The organism is Mucilaginibacter sp. P25 (genome assembly GCF_050859465.1).
Classification (GTDB): Bacteria; Bacteroidota; Bacteroidia; order Sphingobacteriales; family Sphingobacteriaceae; genus Mucilaginibacter; species Mucilaginibacter gossypii.
On the sequence record NZ_CP193937.1, the window covers coordinates 1,504,306 to 1,527,408 of the forward strand.

Sequence of the window (23,103 nt, forward strand, 5' to 3'; positions counted from 1 at the left end):
AAGCAGAAAGCTGAAGGCCGAAAGCATAAAGCTTACGAGCCTCTTATCACTAAATCCAGTACATCTGATCTGCTTTGGTTAAGCCCCAATTTCAGCTTTATGCTTTTAGCCTTGAGCTTTTAGCTCATTTAACGATTCTGCCTTTCCAGGCATACTTCTTATTTTTCCCTAAAAAACCGATAATAACGAAATAAAGGATATTAAGCGGCAAAACGAAGCTTACGTACAGCAGCAGTTCGCGCCGTTTTAAGAAGTTCATGATCGGTGTCATGTATAACAAGTCTATCGCATATTTAATTCCGATAGTAAGCAAAAACAATTTCAGGAAACAGATATCGAAAATACCCAGCACGGCGGTTAGCAATAGCATAAAATTACACAGCCAGATACTAAGCGCAAAGGCAACCATTTTTTTATTTTTGTACTTGGTTGATTTTGATGCCCAGCGGCGCCTTTGCTGTATAAACTCTTTTAAATTAGGCTTTGCGTGGGTATATACAATTGCTTCGCGCCGTTTTAAAAAGCCTATCTTGCCGGGATAACGCTCTCCAACCTTGTGCAATAAAAGTTCATCATCGCCCGAAGCCAGGTCATCAATGCCGGTAAAACCGCCAACTTCATAAAATACATCTTTACGATAAGCAAAATTTGCCCCATTACAGGTGGCAGCAAAACCATGACCTAAAAACGCGCCCCCCATACCAATAAGCGATGAAAAATCAAGCGTTTGCATGCGCTCAAACACCGATTGCTCCTGGAAATAAGTTACCGGCGAAGAAATCATAACCAGGTCATGCTGCTCATAAAAGCCAACTATAGTACGCAGCCATTGATTACCCATGCGGCAATCAGCATCTGTTGCTACCATTAAGTCGCCTGTTGAAAGTTTAATGGCTTCGGCTATCGCTTTCTTTTTATAGGAGTTAAGTGTTTCGCCAAGCTTAAGCTGCAATAGCTTTACGCCCTGTGCCGCATAACTGCTGATGATGGCCGCAGTATTATCTGTTGAATGATCGTCAACAATGATGACCTCTACCAGGTGTTTGGGATAATCCTGGGCCAAAATATCTTCAATGGTAAGGTGGATCTTCTCTTCCTCATTACGGGCCGCAATAAGCACAGTAACTTTGGTGCTAAATGTTTGGGCGATAACCGGAGGGATTGTGACCTTTGCCCAGCCTATCCGGAGATAGATCAGCAACAGCACATAAAGCCCTATGGAAAATAATGAAATAATACTAATCAGCGCGGTCAAAAGAATTTGAGTTTTAAAACAAACAACGATCCTAAAATAGCAGGAATAAATAAATTAATAAGCCATATTGACGATACACCGGCTATTACGGCGATATTTTGATCTGTCACATACACAAACAGGTGCGAAGCAGTAAATCCGCGTACACCAATATCAAAAAGATCAAGCGATGGGATGGCTGACGATACCACAAAAAACAGCATCAGCATCAGCATCATGGATACAACAGCCATATGCGGCATCAACAACTGAAAAACCAGAAAATACTGCATTGAAAAGGTGATATACCGCGCAATACTAAAACCCATGATCTTGATAAGCTCGTGGGTGTGATACCGGCCCATTACTTCAAAAAAGCGATGATATTTTTTAATGAACGGAACCCTGTCAAGCAAAGTAACCGCCCAGTTGATATGAAAATAAAATATCAGCTGCATAGCTACAATTATAACGCCGATAGCAACTACCCCCCAGGCCAGCAATAAATTGGCATGAATGAAATTGACTACAAACCAGATCATGGCTATTACGCCCAAAACATTGGTTACCGAACCCTGGCTAAATGAACCTACGCCCATGGCAAAAATGCCCGGAATACGTTTGCGGGGCGGCAAAAACATAACGCGGCCGCCATATTCGCCCAGCCGGTTCGGTGTGGTTACAGCCCAGGTAAGGCCGCAAAAAACAGCCTCAACGGCTTCCCATAATGAAATATTGATTAATGCTTTGGTTACATAGCGCCATTTAAGCGCCTCCAGAAACCAGTTTAAAAACATCAACATAACCACCAGCCCCATAACAATAACAACATGGGTAGTACTTATTTGCGATGCGAAATGTTCAAACTGCTTTAGGTCGTTATTCTTTTTGTTGAACTGCCGGTAAATAAACCACCCTGCAATTATCAATATACCGGCCTTAAGAAGATATGAAACAACCTTTTTAGCAGAGCGTGTCAAATAGATAAATTTTATGCAATGTTACAAAAAAATGGGGCATGCTAAAGCTTGCCCCATACAACACTGCACGGTTAATTTTGTTTACTTCAATCTTGCCTTTAAAAACTCCAGCGTATTTGCATATGCGTCCTTCGTAGCATCGCTGTTATAAATAGGATTGCTCGGATTTGCAAAACCATGGTCGGCATCATACTGGTGTAGGTAAACCTTTTTCCGGCGGCTTTCATATCAGCATCAAATTTAGCTACAACCTTAGGGTTAATCCACTGATCTTTATTGGCGAAGTTCCCCAGCACATCGGCGTTTAAGGTTTTTAGTTTATTTACGTCCTGCTCGGGCATGCCATAATACATTACGCAAGCTACCGCCTTTTTACCCGCAAGTAAGCTGGTTTGTAAACTCCACCCGCCGCCAAAGCACCAGCCAATAGTAGCAATATGTGCTTTGGGGCCGGCATATGCTATGGCTCCGTTTACTATAGCACGGGCCCTGTCATCATTTACCGCCTGCATAAATTTCCCCGCGTCTTCGCGTGTGGTAGCTACCTTGCCGTCGTATAGGTCGAGGTCAATGATGTTGACGTTACCCAGGTCATTATATAGCTTTTCCGATTCTTTTTTACATAGTCATTAAGGCCCCACCATTCGTGTATCACCAATAAATAATTATTAGTAGGCTTTTTGGCTTTCATGAAAAATGCTGATGCCTGTTTACCATCCGGCGTTTTGTAGGTGATGACCTCGCCGATACTGCTTTGAAAGCGGATTGGCAAAGGATTTTTGTGCGACATTTTGAACCGGGTGTCGGAGGCCAGCATAGCAAACTGCTGTGTTGCCGATGGATTGCTACAGCAAACTACTTTGCGCTGCGCAAAAGTTATAGTGGTTAAGCTGATAAATAATGTTAATAAGAGCAGTTTTTTCATATGGTTCAATTTTATGTTAATGAATGCTGTTGTGCATTAAAACAATTACGTTGATAATACAGTTTTAGTTGCGCGAGGGATAATGTGATTAACCGGCATAAATTTATGATAATGTATACACACTTACCTAAAATTTAATGCACACCTGTTTATTATCTACTGAATCTTATTTGGGTAAAAACACGTATATAACAATTACCAATATATATTTAATATGCCTGTCCCGCCAATCCCTGACAATGAGATGGAAAGGCTTTTAAGCCTTTCGGAATTTGATCTTGATTATACCGAACACAAAGACAGTTTTAAGGACCTGGCTAAGCTGGCAGCCAAAGTTACCGGCACGGAGGTTTCGCTGGTTAATCTTATCGACTCCTATACACAATGGAGTATCAGTGGTCATGGTTTAGAAATTGAACAAATGCCCCGTGAGGATTCGGTTTGTCAGTATACTATTATAGACGGAGAATATTTTGAGGTTGAAGACTTGCGGAATGACAGAACGTTTCCGGGATAAATTTTATGTAACCGACGGGCCCAAATTAAGATATTATTATGGCATACCGCTAAAGGTAGGCGACGATCATAATATCGGGGCCTTATGTGTGCTTGATAAAAATGTTAAGGAACTCACACCCGAAAAGGTTGAACTTTTAAAGATCATTGCCAATGAAATACTAAGCAGGTTAAAAGACCTGAAAGTAATTAACAAACTAAAAAGTAAGCTTGCTGAAGCCAGCGAAATACAAAAAAAGGTAGCTCACGATATCCGCGGGCCTTTAAGCGGAATCATCGGCCTCGCCCAGTTGATCAGCGAACAGGGGGAGTCAAACCAGATAGAAGAGGTGCTGGAGTTTACCAACCTGATCCATAAAAGCGGGCGATCGATACTGGAGCTTGCAGATGAGATCCTGAGTGCTGATAAAAACGATCATAAACCCATATCCAATGGGGCGGAATTTAACCTGCTTGTATTTAAAGATAAAATTGAACGGCTTTTTATTCCGCAAGCCCGCAATAAAAACATTATGCTTACGGTTACAACCACATCCGAATCGGAGCGGATTCCCTTTGCCCGGAATAAACTGTTACAAATAACAGGGAACCTTATCTCAAACGCCATAAAATTTACTCCGGCTGGCGGTTATGTTAATGCAGATTTGAGCCTTGAACCGAACGACCATACCCATATACTGCAAATCCAGGTGAAGGACAGTGGTGTCGGCATAGATGAAAAAGCTATCGAAAAAATACTGAAAGGCAATGCAGCTTCAACAACAGGAACAACCGGCGAAGCAGGATTTGGCTTTGGGCTGGCATTAGTAAAACATCTGATCGAAACCCTTAAAGGGTCAATCAATATCTACTCAAAACCTGGCCAAGGGACTGTATTTGAGGTAAGGCTCCCACAAAAAATGCAATAATAAAAGAACCTGTCCGGAGCAATAATAGGGCATAGAGGTTTGCGTAGGCAAAAAATCCCTAAATAAGTTGTTTTCCTGAAGGTAGATTATAGATGCAATACTTAAAGTAAAATACCGACCTAAAAGCCCGGTACTTTACTTCAGGTTATATTTTTACCAGCTTTTGCCGCCGCCACGGTTATCTCTTGAATAGCCGCCACCGCCACCGCGGTTGCCGCCACCATAACCACCGCCGCCACGGTTACCACCACCGTAACCGCCGCCGCTGCTTCTGCGGTCGCCGCCTGGTTTTTTCTCTTCTGCCTGGCTTACTGCAATTGATCTTCCTTTAACTTCAGAACCGTTTAGGCCGCTTATAGCTTGTTGTGCTGCCTCATCATCTGCCATTTCAATGAATCCGAACCCTTTGCTTCTTCCTGATTCCCTGTCAATAATAATTTTTACGGAGTTAACTTCACCATAAGCTTCGAAAAGCTGCTTTAAATCGGCTTCCCCTAAAGAAAAAGGAAGACTTCCTACGAATATGTTCATTAATATTTAGTTTTTAATGGGCATGCTTTGTTAATTACCCACGTTTTGTTAACATCAAATATAGTAATAGATATTTGATGATTACTGCATGTTTATGTGAATGAGTGCTTTTATTTTAAAAAAATTATTTTTTTGACCCTTTTGAGGAAATAAATGGTGAAAGCCAACCCATTAATACAAAGGCCAATCCGTTTTGTTTTGAAAATATAGTGTTTTCGTAAAATAAATATAGAAAGAATGGGCCGCCCGTATTTTTTTAATATTAAAGTAACATAAAGTTATTTTCCGAAGATAAATCGGTATTAAAAACCTAAACAACCGACTCAATTTTATAGCGTTTTCCATTTAGCGCAAACTCATCTCCGGCTTTTTTGCCGTTAAGTAAATTGCCTATTGGAGATGCGGGCGAAACCGCGAAAAATGTTTTGCCATTGAGTGTCAAAACACCGGCGCTAATGGCCAGGTAAAAATTGCCGTTATTGGTAATTATCACACTACCTGGTTCCGCATGTACCGGGGCACCGGTGGTACCAATCCGGTTTAAGGCAACCAACAGCTTGTTTGCCTCATTTAGCTGCGCCATATTGCGGTTGGTTTCCTGCTGCGCCATTTCGCGCCCGGTTTCATATTTATCGCCCGCACTGCTTTTAGTATCATCAGTCGACGACTTTTGCGCATCGGCTATGGCAAGCTCTGTGGCTTCCATAATTTTACGCACGTGATTAACACATAACTGGTGTAATTCTTTCTTCAAATCGCTCATCTACTAAATCAAATAAAAAACGAAAATAGGGAAAAGGCTAACATCAGTTAATAATAGTTCTTTATTTAGCAGTTCTTTAACAACATAAATTATATGGCTACCGACGGGGTAAAAATAATTGACGGAGATCTTGCTCATGATACTTATTGGGGCATTATGGACCTATATGACAGTAAGGTTGATTTTGAACTCATCAAAGACAAATTTCCGGTGATGGAATTAAGCCATTTTGACGATTATGACAACGAAATTTATATCACAGCCTGTGCCTTAGCATACTGGGAAATCGGGAAAATCAATGCTGAAATATTATCCCTTGTAAAGAGAATGATTGACAAAGGCATCAGCGTCGCGATTTGGACCGAAAGTTCTGTAAACGAAGGGAAAGCCCGGCACAACCAACTTGAACGATTCTGGAAAAAGATATCCCTGGAAAACGTTAAGATAAGAGCACCTAAAACATACCGAACCATTACAAACTTATACTTTAAGCCAGATACAGCACTAACCTTTAAGCATATCGACGACAGTTATAGGGTGATTATCTGTATCGATATTATCCAACACCGCGGCGCATGTGATTATCGTTTTGCGTTGACAACCTATCGAGCAAAAGAAAAACCTACTTTGGCCAATTTACTAAACAGTGAGATAATTGGCAGAAAGATGGGCACCGGTTACGATCAATCAGAAACCAGGGCACTGCAGCCAGGAATTGAACGTGTCTGGAACTTTGAAAAAGAGGGAGGAAATTGCAATTTCTTTTTTGGCATTGTTCAATTTAGCATAAATCATAAAAATCTAACAAGCTTCAATAGCAAGCTTGAAAGTATCGGCACCTTAAAAATGTTGCCTGGGCTAAAAAAGTCTGGTTCACTAAGCGGACTTAGTACTTTTGAAGATCTCGAAGCAGAATTTCTTGATTTAGAAAAACGCCTCAGAATATTTGGCGATAAAAAATACCCTGTAAAAGTGTTGTGTGACCTTTAGCAAAATAAAAGCCCCCTTGCACTCGCTGCTTGGGGGCTTTAAACCTAAACCTTATCACTATTTGCAGGCGTTAACCTACAAAGTAGATAAACGTTACGAAGTGCAATAATGGTATATATGCCTAATTAAAACTGACAAAATAATGATATTCGCACATTACAAGCCAGTCGTTAGTTTATATTAACTGCCTTATCTACAGCTTACCGGCAAAAAATTTAAGGGTTGAAATAATATGTTTTGCCCAGTATGACCACTCGTGTCCACCCTGGTTTTCTTCATAAATATGAGGGATCTTTTCCTTATCCAGCTTTTTATGCAGGTCACGATTATAGTTAATCAGCAAATCATTTATACCGCAATCAAACCGAACAGGCGGCAGCTGGGCCCTGTATTTTTTAAATGTTGCAAACACATCTTCATCGTCCACAATATCCTGTGCATAGGTTTTTAAGGGCTCGCCGGCAAAAAGTTTGATCTGTGGCAGGCTTGTTATAGACGACAGCCCGGCAATGGCTTTAAACTTATGCCCGTATTTTGCGCCTATCCTTAAGGCACCGAAGCCTCCCATAGATAAGCCAGCTATAAACAGCGGCGAGTTTGGTGTTGCGCCGGGGATATTCTCCATTACAGCAGTAGGCACATCGTCGGCAATCCATTGCTCAAAATTAAAGCCACTGTGCGGTAAATATCCCGATCCGTCGCCCCAAAGCCCGTCTGACGGCATGGCCAATATCATTCTTGGCAATTCGCCTTTTTCAATAAGTGCATTGGTTTTTAAATGAACGCCTGCGCTCATAGCCCAGCTCCAGGCGCTGCCATATACACCGTGCAGTAATATTACAATGGGCAAAACCTCATTCTTGTTAGCACCCGGCGGTACATATAAACAGATATCACCACGGCCTTTTAGATTGGGCGTTTTTACGGTTATAAACCGTAGCTGATTACTTTCATATTGCGGATTGGAAATTTCTGTTGTTTTAAATGGCATGAGCTTTTTTAGTCGAACACGATAACCCCTTTGGCATTCCTGCATTTCAGCATGTCGTCAAAAGCTTTATCAAGTTCGTTTATAGAATATGTATGTGTAATCATTTCTTCAAGTAATAAGTGCCCGCTGGTATAATGTTGTACTATATCCGGAAAATCAATTTGCGGGCGGCACTTACCATAAAGCGGGTTAAGGTAAATCTTATCCCATTCAAAAAGGCGCATATCAATAGTGATATCCTGTTCAATCCCGCTTACCTGTACGGCCGTACCTGCATTGCGCACCATTGCTAAGGGGGCTGCACCTAATTCGGGGATGGCAGTGCATTCAAAAGCGTAATCTGCCCCGCGCCCACCCGTAAGTTTTTTTACTTCTTCGGCGGCTTTAAGCAGGCCTATATCATCTTTCGTGGCTAAAATAGTGTGTGTTGCACCAAACTTAACAGCCATTTCAAGCCGGGTAGGGTTAATATCAATAGCTATGATCATACCCGCGCCGGCAATTTTTGCACCTTGTATTACATTAAGGCCTACACCGCCGGTTCCCAATACAACTGCCGATGAACATGCTTTTAGCCTGGCTGCATTTACAACTGAGCCATAGCCTGTCATCACCCCACAGCTGATGATACTTGCAGCAGGGAATGACATGGTTTCCGATGTGTTTTTTACCACAGCAGATTCTTTTACCAAAGTATATCCGGCTATTGTTCCTATGTTGAAAGACCTTAAAATAGGTTCACCATTGTAAGTTGTTCCGTCGAGACAGGCATGGCCCGGAGTGTAGCCATTGCCGCCGGCTGCAACCGGCGAGGCTACTTCACACAAATGCAGGTTACCCTCCAGGCACTGAAAGCATTTGCCGCAATGCATGGCCCAGTTTAAGATCACCTTATCCCCGGGTAGTACACTGCTAATATTTTTCCCAACAGCAACCACAATACCAGCGCCTTCATGACCTATAATGAGCTGCTTTCCCCAGCTCAATGAGTCATGATCGGTATGGCAAAGTCCCGCCGCTTTTATTTTAACCAGCACTTCATCTTCTTTCGGTTCATTCACCACAATATCCTGTACCGAAAAACCACCCTTTCCATTGGCAATAGCTGCCTTGCATATTATGGCCATAATTGGGGATATGTTAAACGCTTTTCATACACCGTTAAACCGGTGGTGCAAATAATAGCAATTACCATAGATTACCATATCAGCAGTGCTGGATACGCCAAGCCTATGCAACAAAAATAGGTTAAGCCATGATTCTAAAACTTTAGCAAATTGTCCAAAAAGTGGCTTATATTATCCACGAAAAGGCTCTTTATAACATTCAGCAATGTTTTTAAAGGATCATCGGATAAAATACACCAGTTTTCCACGCCTGTAGTTATTGTTAATAATCAAGCCTTTACATCACTTTAAACTTCAATTATAAGGAAGCAAAAGGGGGAAGCTGGCGGTAAATTTATCCGCATTTGGCGTGGAGCCGTAGGAGTTAAATTGAAAAGTAATCTTAAAAAACTTGCGCCCGTTTGCAACGGGCGCTTAATATGGTTCGGCGATTGTATCGCCAGTTGCGTCATAAACGCAAACCCAAGTTAAGCATTCGTTGCAAACGGGCGCAAGAATAACCTCCATGTCATTTTGAGCGCAGCATGGCAGCCGCACGGAAACAGATCCGCACCGAATAGCTACTAGATTGCTTCGTCGTCCCTCATCTATGACATGTTTTTTCTTACATCGAAGCCGAAGCCTTCACATTTTCCATACCGTAATGCTTCAGGATATCATCAGGTACACCTGTCCACTTGCCGGGTTGGTTACCTGCGTAGCCAATATCTTTCACCCCGATTTCGCTGGTGAAAAAGCCTGATGCTGTAAGATCACGCATGCGGTTGAAGAAAGCCACACCCTGTGCCATTTCTGGCTTAGCTTTAGCGGGGTAAGCGATCATGTCAATCAATTGAATCTGTTGATCTTTTGTGCAATCGGTAAATGGTTTACCGAAACGGTTAAGGCATTGTAAATCCAACCAACGTAAACCACCACGCATCGGGGTTTGATGATCCGGCATATCTTTTACAATAAACTCGATGAAATCAGGCACCTTGGCATCAGAAGCACTGCCCGATTTATCATCCTTAGGGATAATGATGTCGGCAAGCACAGTGATGGTTGCCATCTCTGCTGTGGTGAAAAACTTGTCGGCATGCAGTTTTTTATCCCGCTCAACCTCAAACGGCTGGCGACCTACTTCGTCACCGGCTGCTGCGGTGGTTGATTCTTCTGCGCCTTTTTTAGTATCGGTTTTACAGGCCTCCAGTAATAATCCTGCCGAAAGTGTTCCTAAGCCCAGGGCTTTGAGGGAGTCACGTCTGTTCATAAAATTGTTATGTTAGCTTGTTAAACGTTTAATTTTTTTCTTTCCTGAATAATATATTCTGCAGTACGCATTGATAACGCAAGGATTGTCCATGTGGCGTTTTTATCACCCTGCTGCACAAATGGAGCAGCGTCAACCACAAACAGGTTTTTACAATCATGCGCCTGGCACCATTTATTTAAGGCCGATTTTTTAGGATCGTTACCCATGCGGATAGTACCTACTTCATGGATGATCTTACCCGGAGCTTCCAAACCATAGTTGGTTTCAGGGCCTTGAGGTCCACCATAAATTGCACCGCCCATGTTGTGCATAATTTCCTGGAAGGTTTCCTGCATGTGCTTAGCCTGTTTAATTTCGTCAGGTGCCCATTTGTAATGGAAACGCAATACAGGTATCCCGTATTTATCAACTACGTTAGGATCGATTTCGCAATAATTATCATAACGGGCAATTGCAGTACCACGACCGGCCATACCAAACTGGGTACCATAAAAACGACGATAGTCATCTTTTAATGATGCACCATAGCCGCCACCATCTTTCATTTTACCATCGCGGCCCGGAACAACGCCGTTCATGTTTTGGATACCACCGCTAAAACCGTATGATGGCATATGTAAGCCACCACCGTACTCGATGTGATAACCACGAGGGAAATCCAGTTTTTTATTATCTAACCACCATGGCGAGTAGATGTGCACACTGCCAACACCGTCTTCGTTGTAACGCTTACGGTCCATTAATTCAGGAAGGAAACCACCGGCACTTGACCCGGTTGAGTCATGCAGATAATGCCCTACAACACCGCTGCTGTTAGCCAAACCGCCCGGATGCTGGGCCGATTTTGAGTTAAGCAAGATCCTGGCCGATTCGCCTGCGCTTGCACCAAGGATAACTGTTTTGGCGTTAACCTGGTACTCCTGCAAATCTTCTTTATTAACGTACGATACACCGACAGCTAGGCCTTCGGCGTTGGTTATCACCTCGCGCACCATAGCGTTGGTGATCACCTTTAAGTTACCGGTTTTAATAGCCGGGATTACCAAACATGATGATGCCGAGAAATCACCATAAACTTTACAACTGCGACCGCATTGCCCGCAGAAGAAACATGCGCCACGGTCTTTATTGCCCGGTAAAGCTTCTGTTAATACCGAACCACGGCCCGGAATAATTTTAACACCTGCTTTTTGAGCACCTTTTACTATATAAAGCTCATTAAGCCTCGGTTTTGGCGGAGGCAGGAAGATACCATCCGGCTCATTCTCCAAACCTTCTTTAGTACCGTAAACACCTATCATACGGTCAACCTTATCATAGTATGGTTTTACATCGTCATAGGTGATTGGCCAGTCATCGGTAAGGCCGTCTTTGGCCTGGAAATCACGCGGGCCCATCCTTAATGAGATCCTGCCCCAGTGATTGGTACGACCACCCAGCATCCGCGAGCGGAACCAGAAAAACTCTGTTTTATCTTTTGTTGTGTAAGGTTCGCCGTCGATTTCCCAACCGCCATAGGCAGCGTCGAAATCGCCGAAAGGACGGGTAGTACCGGCACCGCGGCGCGGCGACTCCCATGGCCATTTTAACTGTTGTGAATCTTTAGCAGGGTCAAAGTAAGCACCGGCCTCAAGCATTAAAACTTTTATCCCGGCGTTGGCCAATACGTAACCGGCCATACCCCCGCCGGCACCCGAACCAACAATCACCACATCATAGGTGGCTGATGATTTTTTAATTTGCAGATCGCTCATATTATATCAAAGTATCCTTCTTTCTTATACGAAGAGAAATTATACATGCCTGGAGCATGTTAACACAATTTAAGTTATGGTATAAAGATATGAACAGGGCACTATATCCGTACCCTGTTCATAAAAAATATTAAAGCTGTTTCAATTTAATGTTACGGTAGCTAACCAGGTGACCGTGATCCTGCAAAGCAATGTGGCCTTTAGGATATTGGGCAAAACCTTTCCAGTTTTTAAACTTGCTATCAGCTAATACTTTGTTCCATTCGTCGCTGCCCATTTTTACATCAACAATTTGGGTACCATTAAGCCAGAAAGTAAGCTGACCATCTTTTTTGCGCAATTTCACTTTGTTCCATTCGCCGGCCGGTTTGCATACATCTTTTGAAGGGGCAATCATATCATACAATGAACCCGCAAGGTGGTTGGCTTTTTTGTTATCGCTGGCATCTTTATTATCAAGCACCTGCATTTCCATGCCAGTTAAGTAAGTTGCGTCAAATTGAGGGTCTTCATGCACCCCGAAAATAATACCGCTGTTACCCTCTTTGCTAATGTTCCACTCTAAGGTAAGTTCGTAGTTTTCGTACTCGCCATCGGTAACCAGATCTCCATGACCTTCTGCTGCCTGAGGATCGAGTTGCAAAGCACCATCAACAACCTTCCAGCCTACAACGTCTTTTTTTAAGTAGGTGTGCCAGCCATTGGTGGTTTTCCCATCGAACAGTTTGGTTTGTGCCGATACCGACAGGCAAAAAGCCGGGATGGCCATCAGGCCAAGCATGATTTTTTTCATAAAATTATAGTTGTTTTTATAGTATCAGAACCGCCATTAAAATAGCGTTGGTTGGTTGCGGCGGCTCCTGTTGGTTTCATTGTTTTGCTTTGTACAAGGTATCTGACTTAAAAAGTATAAAACTGTTTAAGGGCGTATGTTGATAAAACGTTTTAATTGCAAATTAACTGAACATTTTTTTAGGTTGGGCTAAATATATTGGCTTTTTTTAATGCTAAAACGATTATCGCAAAAATAAAGTATAAGCCTGCGAAAACTGAGGTAAAAGCTTGGTTACAATGGACATTTTATAGTAGATGGATAACATCGAGCGGGCGCCTGATTGTAACAAATGAGGTGTCCCAATTTTTTGATTCCCCACAAAAAAGTGAAAAACCGCCGGCCGGTATTTTTTAAAAAACAGTAATGTTCCATTTTTTGGGAGAGAAACAGCGGAACGGCTTTTTTATGAAACACATTGGTAATCAGCCACCTAAAAAACAAAGCGAAACAACTTTAAACAATTGATTATCAATTAGTAAAACCTAAAGGAGTATTTCAAAGGTATTTCATGTGCGGGCCTGAAAAACCCTATTTATTTTCGCTGTTTTTAATGGATTTTAAAGTTTTTTGGATTAAGCAGAATGAACAATAAGGAGTGCTGACAAAATCCTGCCACCATAATGCTGGATGGAAAGGTGTTGTTTTGCCCAGGGGGCAAAATAAGCCCGGGCTTTAGCAAACACTATACCGGCGTCGGCGCCGGGCCGATTGACAAACAGCCAACAAACGTTCATAATTTCTGGCCAATGTCATAAGAAAGTGTTTAGGGATACATTTACTTAGTCCTGACATATCCCCCGGTGTACAAAAACTTATAATAAGTAATATTGCGCCATTGTGGTTAACCGTATTTTAACACATAAGATTAATCATAAATAACTATAACCCAAGCATTATCGGTACTTAACACTTACTACATTGATCACTTTTTATTTTATAAAACCAGGTTTCAAGAAATCTGGTTTAACGCGGCGTTTTAGTTTAACATTTGCATTAAAAGCGATTTGCTTACTGCTCCTTTTTATTACTGTTGACAATTTAACAGCGGCTGCGAATACCCGCACAGCTACCCCGGCAGATACACTGGCCGACAGCGCACTGATGAAAAAGCGGCTGATTAACCGGGCATTTGATTACATTTACGAGCAAAACCTGCGTGTATCCGAAGGAGGAAACGATTACTTTAACAAAATAAAAACCCAGCTCACTGCCGACCTGGCGCCGAACTTCGTTTTATTCAGCACGCCAAAGTCGCGTTTCTTTTTGTGTTTACCCCACGGGTGAAGATCCGCCTGCTGGCCTCACACGGGGCACCGGTAAAATCGCCAAGCTTTATGCCGGGCGGTACGGTGTATTTCAGGGTGAACGAGGACACTTACAATCCAAAGTTCTTTTCGTTCGGTTACTCGCATCATTCCAACGGCGTACGCGGACCATCACTTAATCCCGACGGCAGCTTTAACCGGGATAGCGGCAAGTTCACCACCAACTTTTATACTTTAACTTATTACAGCGGTAAACGCTTCGATAAAAAAGACCTGATCATCAACCGTTATGATAACCTGGGTTTAGAGGTCCACGCCGGTTTATTCAACCTTGGCCTGTCCGAAGGCTTGAAAGATCATTATGGCTTTATCCGCATTAATGGTAGTCGTATGTACAACTTCGCCAAAGCCTATACCGACCCTATTGATAAGAACAAAAAAGTATACCAAAACTGGCAGCGCATCCGGTTCGACTTTACCTATATTGTCGATAAGTACGATAATTACTCAACCTTTGATTTCAAGAAACGCTTAAACGTGAGCCTGAAATACTATTACCAGTTTCCCTTTATGCCTGATGCTGCCCTTATGGTTGGCGGTGGCTACCGTGGACAGGATGATTACAACCAGTTTTTTGAAGATAGCTATGGGTATGTTACCATTGGCTTTGCAACAAGCCTGAGTTTTCATACACATAAGTAAAAAAACTACGCAGGCGCTCGGCTCCAGCCGGGTGGCAACTATTTCCAGGCCTCTGGCCTGTATAACGGGGCTTCGGCGGCCAGAGGCCGTTTGATAGTCAACACCCGGCAAGAGCCGGGCGTTAGCAAAGGGGAAAAGAGAAGCGGTTTCGCAGGCGAAACCGCTTCTCTTTTTAATCGCTGCCGCAAGCCTCCCGGCTTGTGGCCCGCATGCTTAGTAACCGACACGACAATCCATCGCATAGCCCTCTTTTTTGTACATTTGCCGCATGGCATCCATTAAACCATCAGTACCCAAAGGCACCCGCGATTTTTCACCCGCCGAAATGGTGAAACGCAATTATATTTTCGACACCATTAAATCCGTTTTCCGCAAATATGGCTATCAGCAGATAGAAACACCCACCATGGAAAACTCATCAACCTTAATGGGGAAATATGGCGAAGAAGGGGATAAGCTGATATTTAAAGTACTTAACAGCGGTGATTATCTGGCCAAGGTTGACGAACAAAAACTTATTGAACGCAATTCTAATTCTGTTGCGCCTGCTATCTCCGAAAAAGCCCTACGCTACGACCTAACCGTGCCTTTTGCCCGTTACGTAGTTCAACACCAAAACGAGATCACTTTTCCGTTCAAACGTTTCCAGGTGCAGCCGGTTTGGCGTGCCGACAGGCCCCAACGTGGCCGTTACCGTGAGTTTTACCAATGCGATGCGGATGTGGTAGGTTCTGATTCACTACTGAACGAAGCCGAGTTTATTATGATCTATGATGAAGCTTTAACCAAACTTGGCCTTAAAGATTTCAGCATAAAGATCAACAATAGAAAAATACTATCAGGAATTGCACAAGTTATAGACAAAGCTGATAACATCATTGATTTGACTGTAGCTATTGATAAGCTTGACAAAATCGGCCTTGATGGCGTGATTAAAGAACTGCTTGAAAAAGGTTTTACCGATGCCGATATCGACAAACTAAAACCTGTTATCCTGTTGGAAGGCAACAACACCGAAAAGCTGGCAAGCCTTCGTGAAGCATTAGCCCAATCAGAGATCGGCTTAAAAGGCTGCGACGAAATAGAAACCGTTTTCGGCTATATAGAACGTTGCCCGCTTCAAACCGCTAAGCTTGAATTGGATATTACCCTTGCGCGCGGCTTAAACTATTATACCGGCGCCATCTTCGAGGTGAAAACCAACGAAGTAAATATGGGCAGTATCGGCGGCGGCGGACGTTATGACGACCTTACCGGCATGTTTGGCTTAAAAGGCCTTACCGGCGCAGGGATCTCCTTTGGGGCCGACAGGATCTATGACGTACTGGAAGAGCTAAACCTTTTCCCGGCCGGCAGCAATCAAACCACGCAGGTACTTATATGCAATTTCGATAAAGAAGGCGAACTTTATAGCTTACCTCTATTACAGCGGCTCCGTCGCCATAATATCAACACCGAACTCTATCCCGCAGGTGCGAAAATCAAAAAGCAGATGGAGTACGCTAACAACAAAAACATCCCTTATGTGGTAGTTATCGGCGGTGATGAAATGCAAACCGGGTTATTGACATTTAAAGACATGGCAAGCGGGGTTCAGGAAAAATTGACGGCGGATGAGATTGCAGCAAAACTGAACCGGGATTAAACGGTTTTTCTTGGATTGGCGGAATTTGATTTTGTACGCAGCGTATTTTCATTTCCTTTTATAGTTTAGGCAAATGACAAATCCGGGGAAGACTTACGAAGTTTTGAAAACTTCGTAAGTCTGGATTCTACAACATGTCATGCAGCCAATCGAAGGGTCGCGCGCAGAGCCCTACCCGACATGCTTCGATAGGCCGCCCATGACATAATAAAAAACAAGGTCATGCTGAACTTGTTTCAGCACCCCACTCGCTAAGCGGCCATGCTAAGCAAAACGGCCATCTGTCCTATGGGGTGCCGAAATAAATTCGGCATGACGGCAGGTATATGTAATGTTTACTATCCCTTTTTCTCTCCCTCATTCTTTTTCAAATGCCCTTCAAGCTGCGGGTTTTGAGGTGGAAGGGTTTTTACGCGGTGTTCAACCTCGGTTTGCTGAACATGAACGGCATAATCTGCGGGCTCGATATGGCTACCGCTGGCCTCCGCAAATACCTGGGTAAACTCGGCACCGATGTACAATATGGCCGATGTATAATAGATCCAAACCAATATCACAATAATAGAACCCGCCGCGCCGTATGCCGACCCTTGCGCTGTATATTGGATATAAAGGCTGATCAGATACTGCCCTATCATAAACAGGATAGCTGTAAATACCGCGCCGCTGCGCACATCCCGCCATTTGATTTTAACATCGGGCAAAAACTTGAATATGATGCCAAACAAGGTAGTGATCACCACCAGGGTGATGCCCAGGTTTAACGCCTGGACAAATACTTTCGTAAAAGAATCGATACCGGGAAAAAATGCTGGATCTGATCCTTCAGGGCACTTATGACCAGGTTGATAATAAGCGATGCCAGCAACAGGAAGCCCAGGCTAATGATGAGCGAAAAGGACACAAACCGGTTTTTCAGCAATTGCATCCAGCCGCTTTTAGGCTTGGCTTTAACCCTCCAGATCATATTAAGCGAATCCTGGATCTCGATAAAAATACTGCTCGCGCCCAATAAAAGCGTAACCACACCAATAACAACTGCTATGCCCGATTTCCCGGATAGCGCAAGGTGTTTTAACGCATCCTGAATTTGTGCTGCAGGTGTTTTACCAACATAACGAACAATTTCGGGATACAACCGCTCGGTTGCGGCATCCTGTCCAAAAACCAGGCCGGCTACAGATATTACTATAATCAATAAAGGGGCAATTGAAAAAACGGTGTAGTAAGCCAGCGAGGCGCTTAATTTTAAGCCATTATCTTTTGAAAAGCCCGTGAACGATGCCAGCAACACCTTCCATAGTTGTTTAAAGTATGCTTTGCTTAAAAACTTCATGCCTGTGTTTTTGTAGATTAATGCTTATTCGTGAATGGTTAAGCAATATTGATGCCTTTTGTAGGGCTAATTAAATAAAAGTTGTGAGTTTTGGACGGGCTTAAAATATTTATAGGGCCTGTACCGGAATATCCAGCAGCTCATATTTTTCCCAGCCCGTAAAGTCATAATGCCACCATTCGGTTGAGATCACCCTGAAGCCGTATTTGGCCATTATCGTTTTTAATAATTCGCGGTTTGTAATTTGCTGCGGCGGTAAATCCATATAGTTTGCCCCGGTCTTACGGCTAAAGCTATCAAAGCCGGTTGGCATATCCAGTTCTTTTCCGGTTTTAATGTTGATAAGGGAAAGGTCAATAGCGCAACCACGGTTATGCTTTGAGCCTTTGCGCGGATCGGCTACAAAATTGGTATCGGGGGCCATTTCATAAAAATTAACGGTAACCGAATATGGCCGATAGGCATCATAAATTTTAAGGCCAAGACCCTGCATTTTTAATTCGGCTTCAACCTGCTGAAGCGCTTTTACAACCGGAAGCCTTGCATAAGCTTTGGCCGTTGTGTACATACGGCGGCGCATAAAATTGTTAGTTGTAGCATACCGCAGGTCTAAGATAATTTCGGGGATATATTTCTTTATTTCAACCAGCTGTTTATCCGGGTTTGCTTTAACCTGTAGTTTATAGCGGGCAATACCATAAATTTTTGCACTGTCGATATATTTATAGTGCTGCGCATTAACACGCAAAGTACACGCTACAAACATCAGCAATATCAAATATCGATGATTCATATTATCAGTTTACCTGTGCGATACGATCAGCAAATCGAGGTCTTTGCAGGGGATCGAGAAACGCTCGCCAATGTGTTTATTGGTAAGCTGGCCCTGGTAAATATAAACCGCGTTACGCACCCCCGATTTTTGCCAGATGAGGTTTTTGATGCCGCCCATATCGCCAATATCAAGCAGTATAGGTGCAAAAATATTGGTGAGCGCATAGGTAGCGGTACGGGCCACACGCGATGCGATGTTAGGCACACAATAATGAATTACATCATATTTGCGAAAAACGGGGTGGGTATGATTGGTAACTTCGGATGTTTCAAAGCAACCTCCCTGGTCAATACTTACATCAATGATCACCGAGTCGCGTTTCATGCGGCTAACGGTTTCCTCGGATATAATACAGGGGCTGCGGCCATCTTCGGCACGGAGCGCCCCTATAGCCACATCGCAGGTGGTGATGGCTTTTTCCAATACAATAGGCTGTACCACCGAAGTGAAAACGCGGTTGCCGATATTGTTTTGCAGGCGCCGGAGCTTGTATATCGACGGATCGAACACCTTAACCTCGGCACCCAATGATATGGCGGTGCGTGCCGCGTATTCGCCCACGGTTCCGGCACCCAGAATCACAATTTCGGTTGGCGGAACGCCGGTTATACCGCCCAGCATCAGGCCTTTGCCTTCAAAAACGTTGCTTAAATATTCGGCTGCTATAAGTATGGAAGTAGCGCCCACAATTTCGCTCATAGCCCTCACCACCGTAAGGGTATTGCCCTCATCGCGCAAATGCTCAAAACTTAGCGCGGTGATCTTTTTGGCCATCAGCGCCTGAATGCTTTCGGCCTTGAGCGTAGCGATTTGAAGGGTAGAGATCAGAAGCTGCCCGGGCTTCATCAGCTCAATTTCATGAGTGGTAGGAGGGGCTATTTTAATAATGATATCGGCCTCGTAAACCTTTTTGGTATCATATACTATCTGCGCGCCCTGTTCACTGTAATCCTTATCCGAAAAATTGGCGGCCTGCCCGGCATTACTCTCCAGCATCACTTCGTGGCCGTTATTAACCAGCAGCGCTACCGACAGCGGGGTCAAGGGCACACGGTTTTCCTGGAAGGAAACCTCCTTGGGAATGCCGATGTATAGCTTGTTCTTTTTGCTTTTTACCTCCAGCAACGACTCCTGGGGCTGCAACATTGCTTGCTTGGCAATATCCGAAAACCCGCTATATATCCCTGAACTCATGATGTGTTTTTTTTAAGGCTGTTGAAGATAAGAAAAAACGATGTATGATAAAACTAAATATTTTCCATGCTGATGCTGCGCGAGGTGCTGTCCAAAACCCGGATCCGGATGTTGGTGTAACGGTTCGGCAGCAGGTCGGGAATTTTTTCGGGCCACTCAATAAAGCAGTAGGCATCGCTGTAAAAATATTCCTCATAGCCCATATCCAATGCTTCTGTTTGATTTTTAAGGCGATAGAAATCAAAATGAAAGATCCTGCTGTCGCGGCCGGTGTATTCGTTTACGATTGAAAACGTCGGACTGGTTGCCTGTTCTGTTACGCCAAGTTCTTCGCATAAAGCTTTGATGAGCGTTGTTTTGCCCGCCCCCATTTCGCCATAAAAAAGAAAAATTTTATTCCCTGCCGAGTTGGCCAGGATGGCTTCGGCAGCCTGCGGTAATTGAGATGTTGAATTTACAGATAGTTGCACGTGTTATAATTTTTTTCTATACCATGTCATTTTGCGAGCGCAGCGTGGCAACCGCATACTACAGAGAGCAGCTGTGCTTGCGTGTGATTGTTTTTTATAATGACGTGATCGTAAATTATTGATTATTAAATATATTTTTTTGATCGATAGTAATGTGGGCGTTGCCTGCGGCCCGTGCTATCCGCTCATACTGCACAAGCATTAGCCACAAGGCCGGTATCCGCTAGTATCACTAACGCTGCCCCCGCACATCATCGCTAAAGCCTATCTAATACGCCATCACGGTTTTTCAGGAACTCCCCCGGTGATTACTCCCCACGACATCTTTTTATTTGCCCAAAAATACTCAAAATCCCTAAATTATAAATTAGCTGTCAATGCTTTAAAAAAACCCTTGCATCTTATCGCTCTTACAGGAAAATAAAAAGTCCCGCCGGGCAGCAGGACTTTTTATATAAAATATCATTAATGATTAATTGATGGATAATGGCAAATAAATACCGAAGGTAATATTGCGCCCCATGTTATAAATGCCAAATTCCGGATCTTCCGAACTTATACGACCGGGCTTAAGACGGCTAAGCGCGTCGTAGTACTTGATGTTGGCCAGGTTATTACCCGATACATACAGTTTAACTGGTTGTTTGCCAAAGTTAACCGTTGTGCCCAGGCCGGCATTTAATAGCGTGTAGCCTTTGGTGCCGGTTTCAAAAGCGGAATCATAACGGTACTGGTTAAAGAAATTATCAATACCTACCGAAATGTATGATTGTTTCACCCCTTTAATAGTTGGCTCAAAACGCAGCGTATTTTTCAGCGTACCTGCAGGGATGAACGCCAGCGGCCTGTCGAGCGTGTTGTTTCGGGCATAAGTATAACCAAAGGTATTTTCAAAATGAATGAAGCTTACCGGGTGCAGGGTAAAGTTACCTTCGACGCCATACAGGTTAGCATTAACCTGGTTGTAACGGTATACATCAAACTGGCTCGGGCTACCGGCTCCGTTTACGGCCTGTGCTACATCCCCCTGTTTGTGCGACGCATAAATAAAGTTGTGGATATAGTTTTCATAGATCCCTAAACTGGCACTTACAATTTTGTCGTCGTATTGCATGGTAGCGTCAACCTGGTAACTTCTTTCAGGCGCCAGGTTAGGGTTGCCTATTTCATAGCGGAAAGTACCTTCATGTACACCGTTGGAGCCAAGTTCGGCCGGGTTTGGCGCACGGAAAGCCGAGCCGGCGTTGGCCTTGAAATTCAAATTGTCATTAAACTCATGCGTATAACCCAACGCTCCGCTTATGTTCGAAAATTTGTTGGTAAAGGGGGTAAATTTGGCTTCGCCATCCTCAACCAGGCCTTTGCCCTTGTTTTTACGATAATCGTACCTGATACCGGCATTAAAGGTGTTTTTATCCCAGGTTTTTTTGATGTATGCGAAAGCGCCCACGCCATAAGTATCATAAGCCGGGATCAAAAACTCCGAGCCTTTGTTTAAACTATGGCCGATGTCCGAACTCGCGCCAAAAACAGGTTGCCATCCGTTTGCTTCGGTAACATAATATTTTACATCGCCCGAGTACGTATTCAAATCAAAGAATAGGGAAGGATCCGGTCCGTCGAGCTCGCGGCGTTGGTTTTTCTGGTAGCCGAGGTTCACTTTCAGGTTGCCCCCTTCGGTAATGAAGTTGTTATCCCAGTTTATTTTATAATGACGGATATCCTGTTTAGGGTATTCAAGCGTGCGGCTTTTATATTCATCCTGCGTAAACGGTGTGCCATCGTCATGCAAAAAGTTGAGACCATTAGCAGGCTCCGGATCGTAAAAACCGATATTGTTTTTAAAATAGCTAAGGTTGATATGCGAGTAACCCCACGATTTATTAAGACCGATCATGCCGCTCAGGTCGGTTTCATTAAAACCGGAGTTAGGGAAATAGTAGTCTGGCGTTTTAAAGGAGTAGGCGTTTTTGTAGCTGCCGCGGGCACGCCATACCAGTCCGTTTTCGTTACCGGTAAGCATCAATGAAGTTCCGGTTAGGCCGTTGTTGGTGGAGTAGTTGGTTAAAAACTCACCTTTGATCTGCCCGTCGGGCGGGGTAAGTGGTTCAAGCAGGTTTATAACACCGCCCAGCGCGTCTGATCCGTATAGCAGTGAAGCTGCCCCGCGAAGCACCTCTACTCTGTCCGAGCTGTATTGATCAATCTCAATACCGTGTTCATCGCCCCATTGCTGCCCTTGTTGTTTAACCCCGTCGCTCAAAGTAACTACACGATTATAGCTTAAGCCGCGGATAACCGGTTTGGAAATAGAGGGGCCGGTAGTGATCTGTGACATGCCCGGCACCTGGTGTGCAAGTGCGTCGATGAGGTTGGTTGACTGTCTTAACAAGCCATCGCGCCCCACAGCTGATACTGACGTGCTGTTTTGTTTATTATTAGCGCTGATAGCTGTGCCGGTAATAACCACTTCGTGGGTTTCGATAATACTCGACTGCAATTCAAAAACCAGCGGAGTGCCGGCCGAAAGATCAACTATTTTGGTAAGGGATTTATAACCCACATATTCTATCGAGAACAGGAACCTGCCCCTGTTGGGTAATGATTTAAAGGAAAACTCGCCATTAGGATCGGTGATGGCAGATATTTTTAATTCGGGGATAGTAATCACAGCACCCGGTAAGGTTTGTTTTGATTGCGCGTCGACCACTCGGCCTTTAACAATAATAACATCTGCAAATGCGGAAGCCTGCACCAACAGCAATATAATGAAGCTTATAAGCTTTAATTTCATGATAAAAGATTAAGAAAATCAATAAATACCGTTATTAACAACGGCTATGTTTT

The 23,103-nt window shown here is 43.7% G+C and carries 20 protein-coding genes and 2 pseudogenes; 6 read left to right on the forward strand and 16 right to left on the reverse strand.

The features are described 5' to 3' along the window. Nucleotides 1–124: 124 nt before the first annotated feature. From ACRQ5D_RS07920 to ACRQ5D_RS07935, 4 genes and pseudogenes are all read right to left on the reverse strand, one after another. Nucleotides 125–1,255 (reverse strand): glycosyltransferase family 2 protein, encoded by a 1,131-nt coding sequence (locus ACRQ5D_RS07920; RefSeq protein WP_091169132.1) that lies wholly within the window; start codon nucleotides 1,253–1,255, stop codon nucleotides 125–127. Further along, nucleotides 1,252–2,214 carry a lysylphosphatidylglycerol synthase domain-containing protein gene (locus ACRQ5D_RS07925; protein WP_091169130.1) on the reverse strand — a complete coding sequence of 321 codons (963 nt, stop codon included), beginning with the start codon at nucleotides 2,212–2,214 and terminating at the stop codon, nucleotides 1,252–1,254. Before ACRQ5D_RS07925 ends, ACRQ5D_RS07920 begins: the two co-directional genes overlap by 4 nt. 81 nt (nucleotides 2,215–2,295) lie before the next feature. Next, nucleotides 2,296–2,726, reverse strand: a pseudogene (locus ACRQ5D_RS07930) (dienelactone hydrolase family protein). A 29-nt stretch (nucleotides 2,727–2,755) separates the two neighbouring features. Next, nucleotides 2,756–3,139: a hypothetical protein gene (locus tag ACRQ5D_RS07935; protein ID WP_432328630.1), complete on the reverse strand. Its 384-nt coding sequence runs from the start codon at nucleotides 3,137–3,139 to the stop codon at nucleotides 2,756–2,758. Nucleotides 3,140–3,383: 244 nt separating this feature from the next. Between ACRQ5D_RS07935 and ACRQ5D_RS07940 the strand changes: the two genes are divergently transcribed. Together ACRQ5D_RS07940 and ACRQ5D_RS07945 are read left to right on the forward strand one after the other, a co-directional pair. After that, nucleotides 3,384–3,656: a hypothetical protein gene (locus ACRQ5D_RS07940; RefSeq protein WP_432328631.1), complete on the forward strand. Its 273-nt coding sequence runs from the start codon at nucleotides 3,384–3,386 to the stop codon at nucleotides 3,654–3,656. Beyond that, nucleotides 3,634–4,563 carry a sensor histidine kinase gene (locus tag ACRQ5D_RS07945; RefSeq protein ID WP_432328632.1) on the forward strand — a complete coding sequence of 310 codons (930 nt, stop codon included), beginning with the start codon at nucleotides 3,634–3,636 and terminating at the stop codon, nucleotides 4,561–4,563. Before ACRQ5D_RS07940 ends, ACRQ5D_RS07945 begins: the two co-directional genes overlap by 23 nt. Before the next feature lie 153 nt (nucleotides 4,564–4,716). Here the strand turns inward: ACRQ5D_RS07945 and ACRQ5D_RS07950 are convergent, their stop codons facing one another. Both ACRQ5D_RS07950 and ACRQ5D_RS07955 read right to left on the reverse strand, forming a co-directional pair. Further along, nucleotides 4,717–5,094 (reverse strand): RNA recognition motif domain-containing protein, encoded by a 378-nt coding sequence (locus ACRQ5D_RS07950; protein WP_091169120.1) that lies wholly within the window; start codon nucleotides 5,092–5,094, stop codon nucleotides 4,717–4,719. A 310-nt stretch (nucleotides 5,095–5,404) separates the two neighbouring features. After that, the gene (locus ACRQ5D_RS07955) at nucleotides 5,405–5,857 is read right to left on the reverse strand and encodes a 3-oxoacyl-ACP synthase (RefSeq protein WP_091169118.1); all 453 of its coding nucleotides are present in this window, start codon (nucleotides 5,855–5,857) and stop codon (nucleotides 5,405–5,407) included. A 93-nt stretch (nucleotides 5,858–5,950) separates the two neighbouring features. On the opposite strand from ACRQ5D_RS07955, the gene ACRQ5D_RS07960 reads away from it, so the two are divergent. Then, entirely contained in the window at nucleotides 5,951–6,847 is an 897-nt protein-coding gene (locus tag ACRQ5D_RS07960) for a hypothetical protein (RefSeq protein ID WP_091169114.1), read from the forward strand. Between the two features lie 193 nt (nucleotides 6,848–7,040). On the opposite strand, the gene ACRQ5D_RS07965 is transcribed toward ACRQ5D_RS07960, so the two are convergent. The 5 genes from ACRQ5D_RS07965 to ACRQ5D_RS07985 form a co-directional block, all read right to left on the reverse strand. Beyond that, entirely contained in the window at nucleotides 7,041–7,838 is a 798-nt protein-coding gene (locus ACRQ5D_RS07965; protein ID WP_091169111.1) for an alpha/beta hydrolase, read from the reverse strand. Nucleotides 7,839–7,846: 8 nt separating this feature from the next. Continuing rightward, the gene (locus tag ACRQ5D_RS07970) at nucleotides 7,847–8,965 is read right to left on the reverse strand and encodes a Zn-dependent alcohol dehydrogenase (RefSeq protein WP_091169108.1); all 1,119 of its coding nucleotides are present in this window, start codon (nucleotides 8,963–8,965) and stop codon (nucleotides 7,847–7,849) included. Nucleotides 8,966–9,569: 604 nt separating this feature from the next. Next, nucleotides 9,570–10,217, reverse strand: coding sequence for a gluconate 2-dehydrogenase subunit 3 family protein (locus ACRQ5D_RS07975; protein ID WP_091169104.1), 648 nt, complete (start codon nucleotides 10,215–10,217; stop codon nucleotides 9,570–9,572). A gap of 20 nt (nucleotides 10,218–10,237) precedes the next feature. Further along, complete coding sequence (locus ACRQ5D_RS07980; RefSeq protein WP_091169100.1) at nucleotides 10,238–11,974, reverse strand: GMC oxidoreductase; 1,737 nt, start codon at nucleotides 11,972–11,974, stop codon at nucleotides 10,238–10,240. A gap of 130 nt (nucleotides 11,975–12,104) precedes the next feature. Next, nucleotides 12,105–12,767 (reverse strand): 3-keto-disaccharide hydrolase, encoded by a 663-nt coding sequence (locus ACRQ5D_RS07985; protein ID WP_208102382.1) that lies wholly within the window; start codon nucleotides 12,765–12,767, stop codon nucleotides 12,105–12,107. A 960-nt stretch (nucleotides 12,768–13,727) separates the two neighbouring features. Here ACRQ5D_RS07985 and ACRQ5D_RS07990 point away from each other — a divergent pair. From ACRQ5D_RS07990 to hisS, 3 genes are all read left to right on the forward strand, one after another. After that, entirely contained in the window at nucleotides 13,728–14,093 is a 366-nt protein-coding gene (locus ACRQ5D_RS07990) for a hypothetical protein (RefSeq protein WP_432328633.1), read from the forward strand. Beyond that, entirely contained in the window at nucleotides 14,090–14,776 is a 687-nt protein-coding gene (locus tag ACRQ5D_RS07995; protein WP_432328634.1) for a hypothetical protein, read from the forward strand. Before ACRQ5D_RS07990 ends, ACRQ5D_RS07995 begins: the two co-directional genes overlap by 4 nt. A 268-nt stretch (nucleotides 14,777–15,044) precedes the next feature. Then, entirely contained in the window at nucleotides 15,045–16,421 is a 1,377-nt protein-coding gene (hisS, locus tag ACRQ5D_RS08000) for a histidine--tRNA ligase (RefSeq protein WP_431199371.1), read from the forward strand. A gap of 338 nt (nucleotides 16,422–16,759) precedes the next feature. Here hisS and ACRQ5D_RS08005 read toward each other — a convergent pair. The 5 genes and pseudogenes from ACRQ5D_RS08005 to ACRQ5D_RS08025 all read right to left on the reverse strand — a co-directional run bounded on the left by ACRQ5D_RS08005 (nucleotide 16,760) and on the right by ACRQ5D_RS08025 (nucleotide 23,050). After that, nucleotides 16,760–17,757 (reverse strand): annotated as a pseudogene (locus tag ACRQ5D_RS08005) (YihY/virulence factor BrkB family protein). Nucleotides 17,758–17,866: 109 nt separating this feature from the next. Continuing rightward, nucleotides 17,867–18,550 (reverse strand): M15 family metallopeptidase, encoded by a 684-nt coding sequence (locus tag ACRQ5D_RS08010; protein ID WP_091176609.1) that lies wholly within the window; start codon nucleotides 18,548–18,550, stop codon nucleotides 17,867–17,869. Nucleotides 18,551–18,559: 9 nt separating this feature from the next. Beyond that, complete coding sequence (locus ACRQ5D_RS08015) at nucleotides 18,560–19,786, reverse strand: alanine dehydrogenase (protein ID WP_091176613.1); 1,227 nt, start codon at nucleotides 19,784–19,786, stop codon at nucleotides 18,560–18,562. Between the two features lie 53 nt (nucleotides 19,787–19,839). After that, a complete protein-coding gene (gene tsaE, locus ACRQ5D_RS08020) occupies nucleotides 19,840–20,256 on the reverse strand; it encodes a tRNA (adenosine(37)-N6)-threonylcarbamoyltransferase complex ATPase subunit type 1 TsaE (protein ID WP_090532637.1) in 417 nt (138 codons plus the stop codon). Nucleotides 20,257–20,728: 472 nt separating this feature from the next. Continuing rightward, nucleotides 20,729–23,050: a TonB-dependent receptor gene (locus ACRQ5D_RS08025; protein ID WP_091176617.1), complete on the reverse strand. Its 2,322-nt coding sequence runs from the start codon at nucleotides 23,048–23,050 to the stop codon at nucleotides 20,729–20,731. Nucleotides 23,051–23,103: the final 53 nt, after the last annotated feature.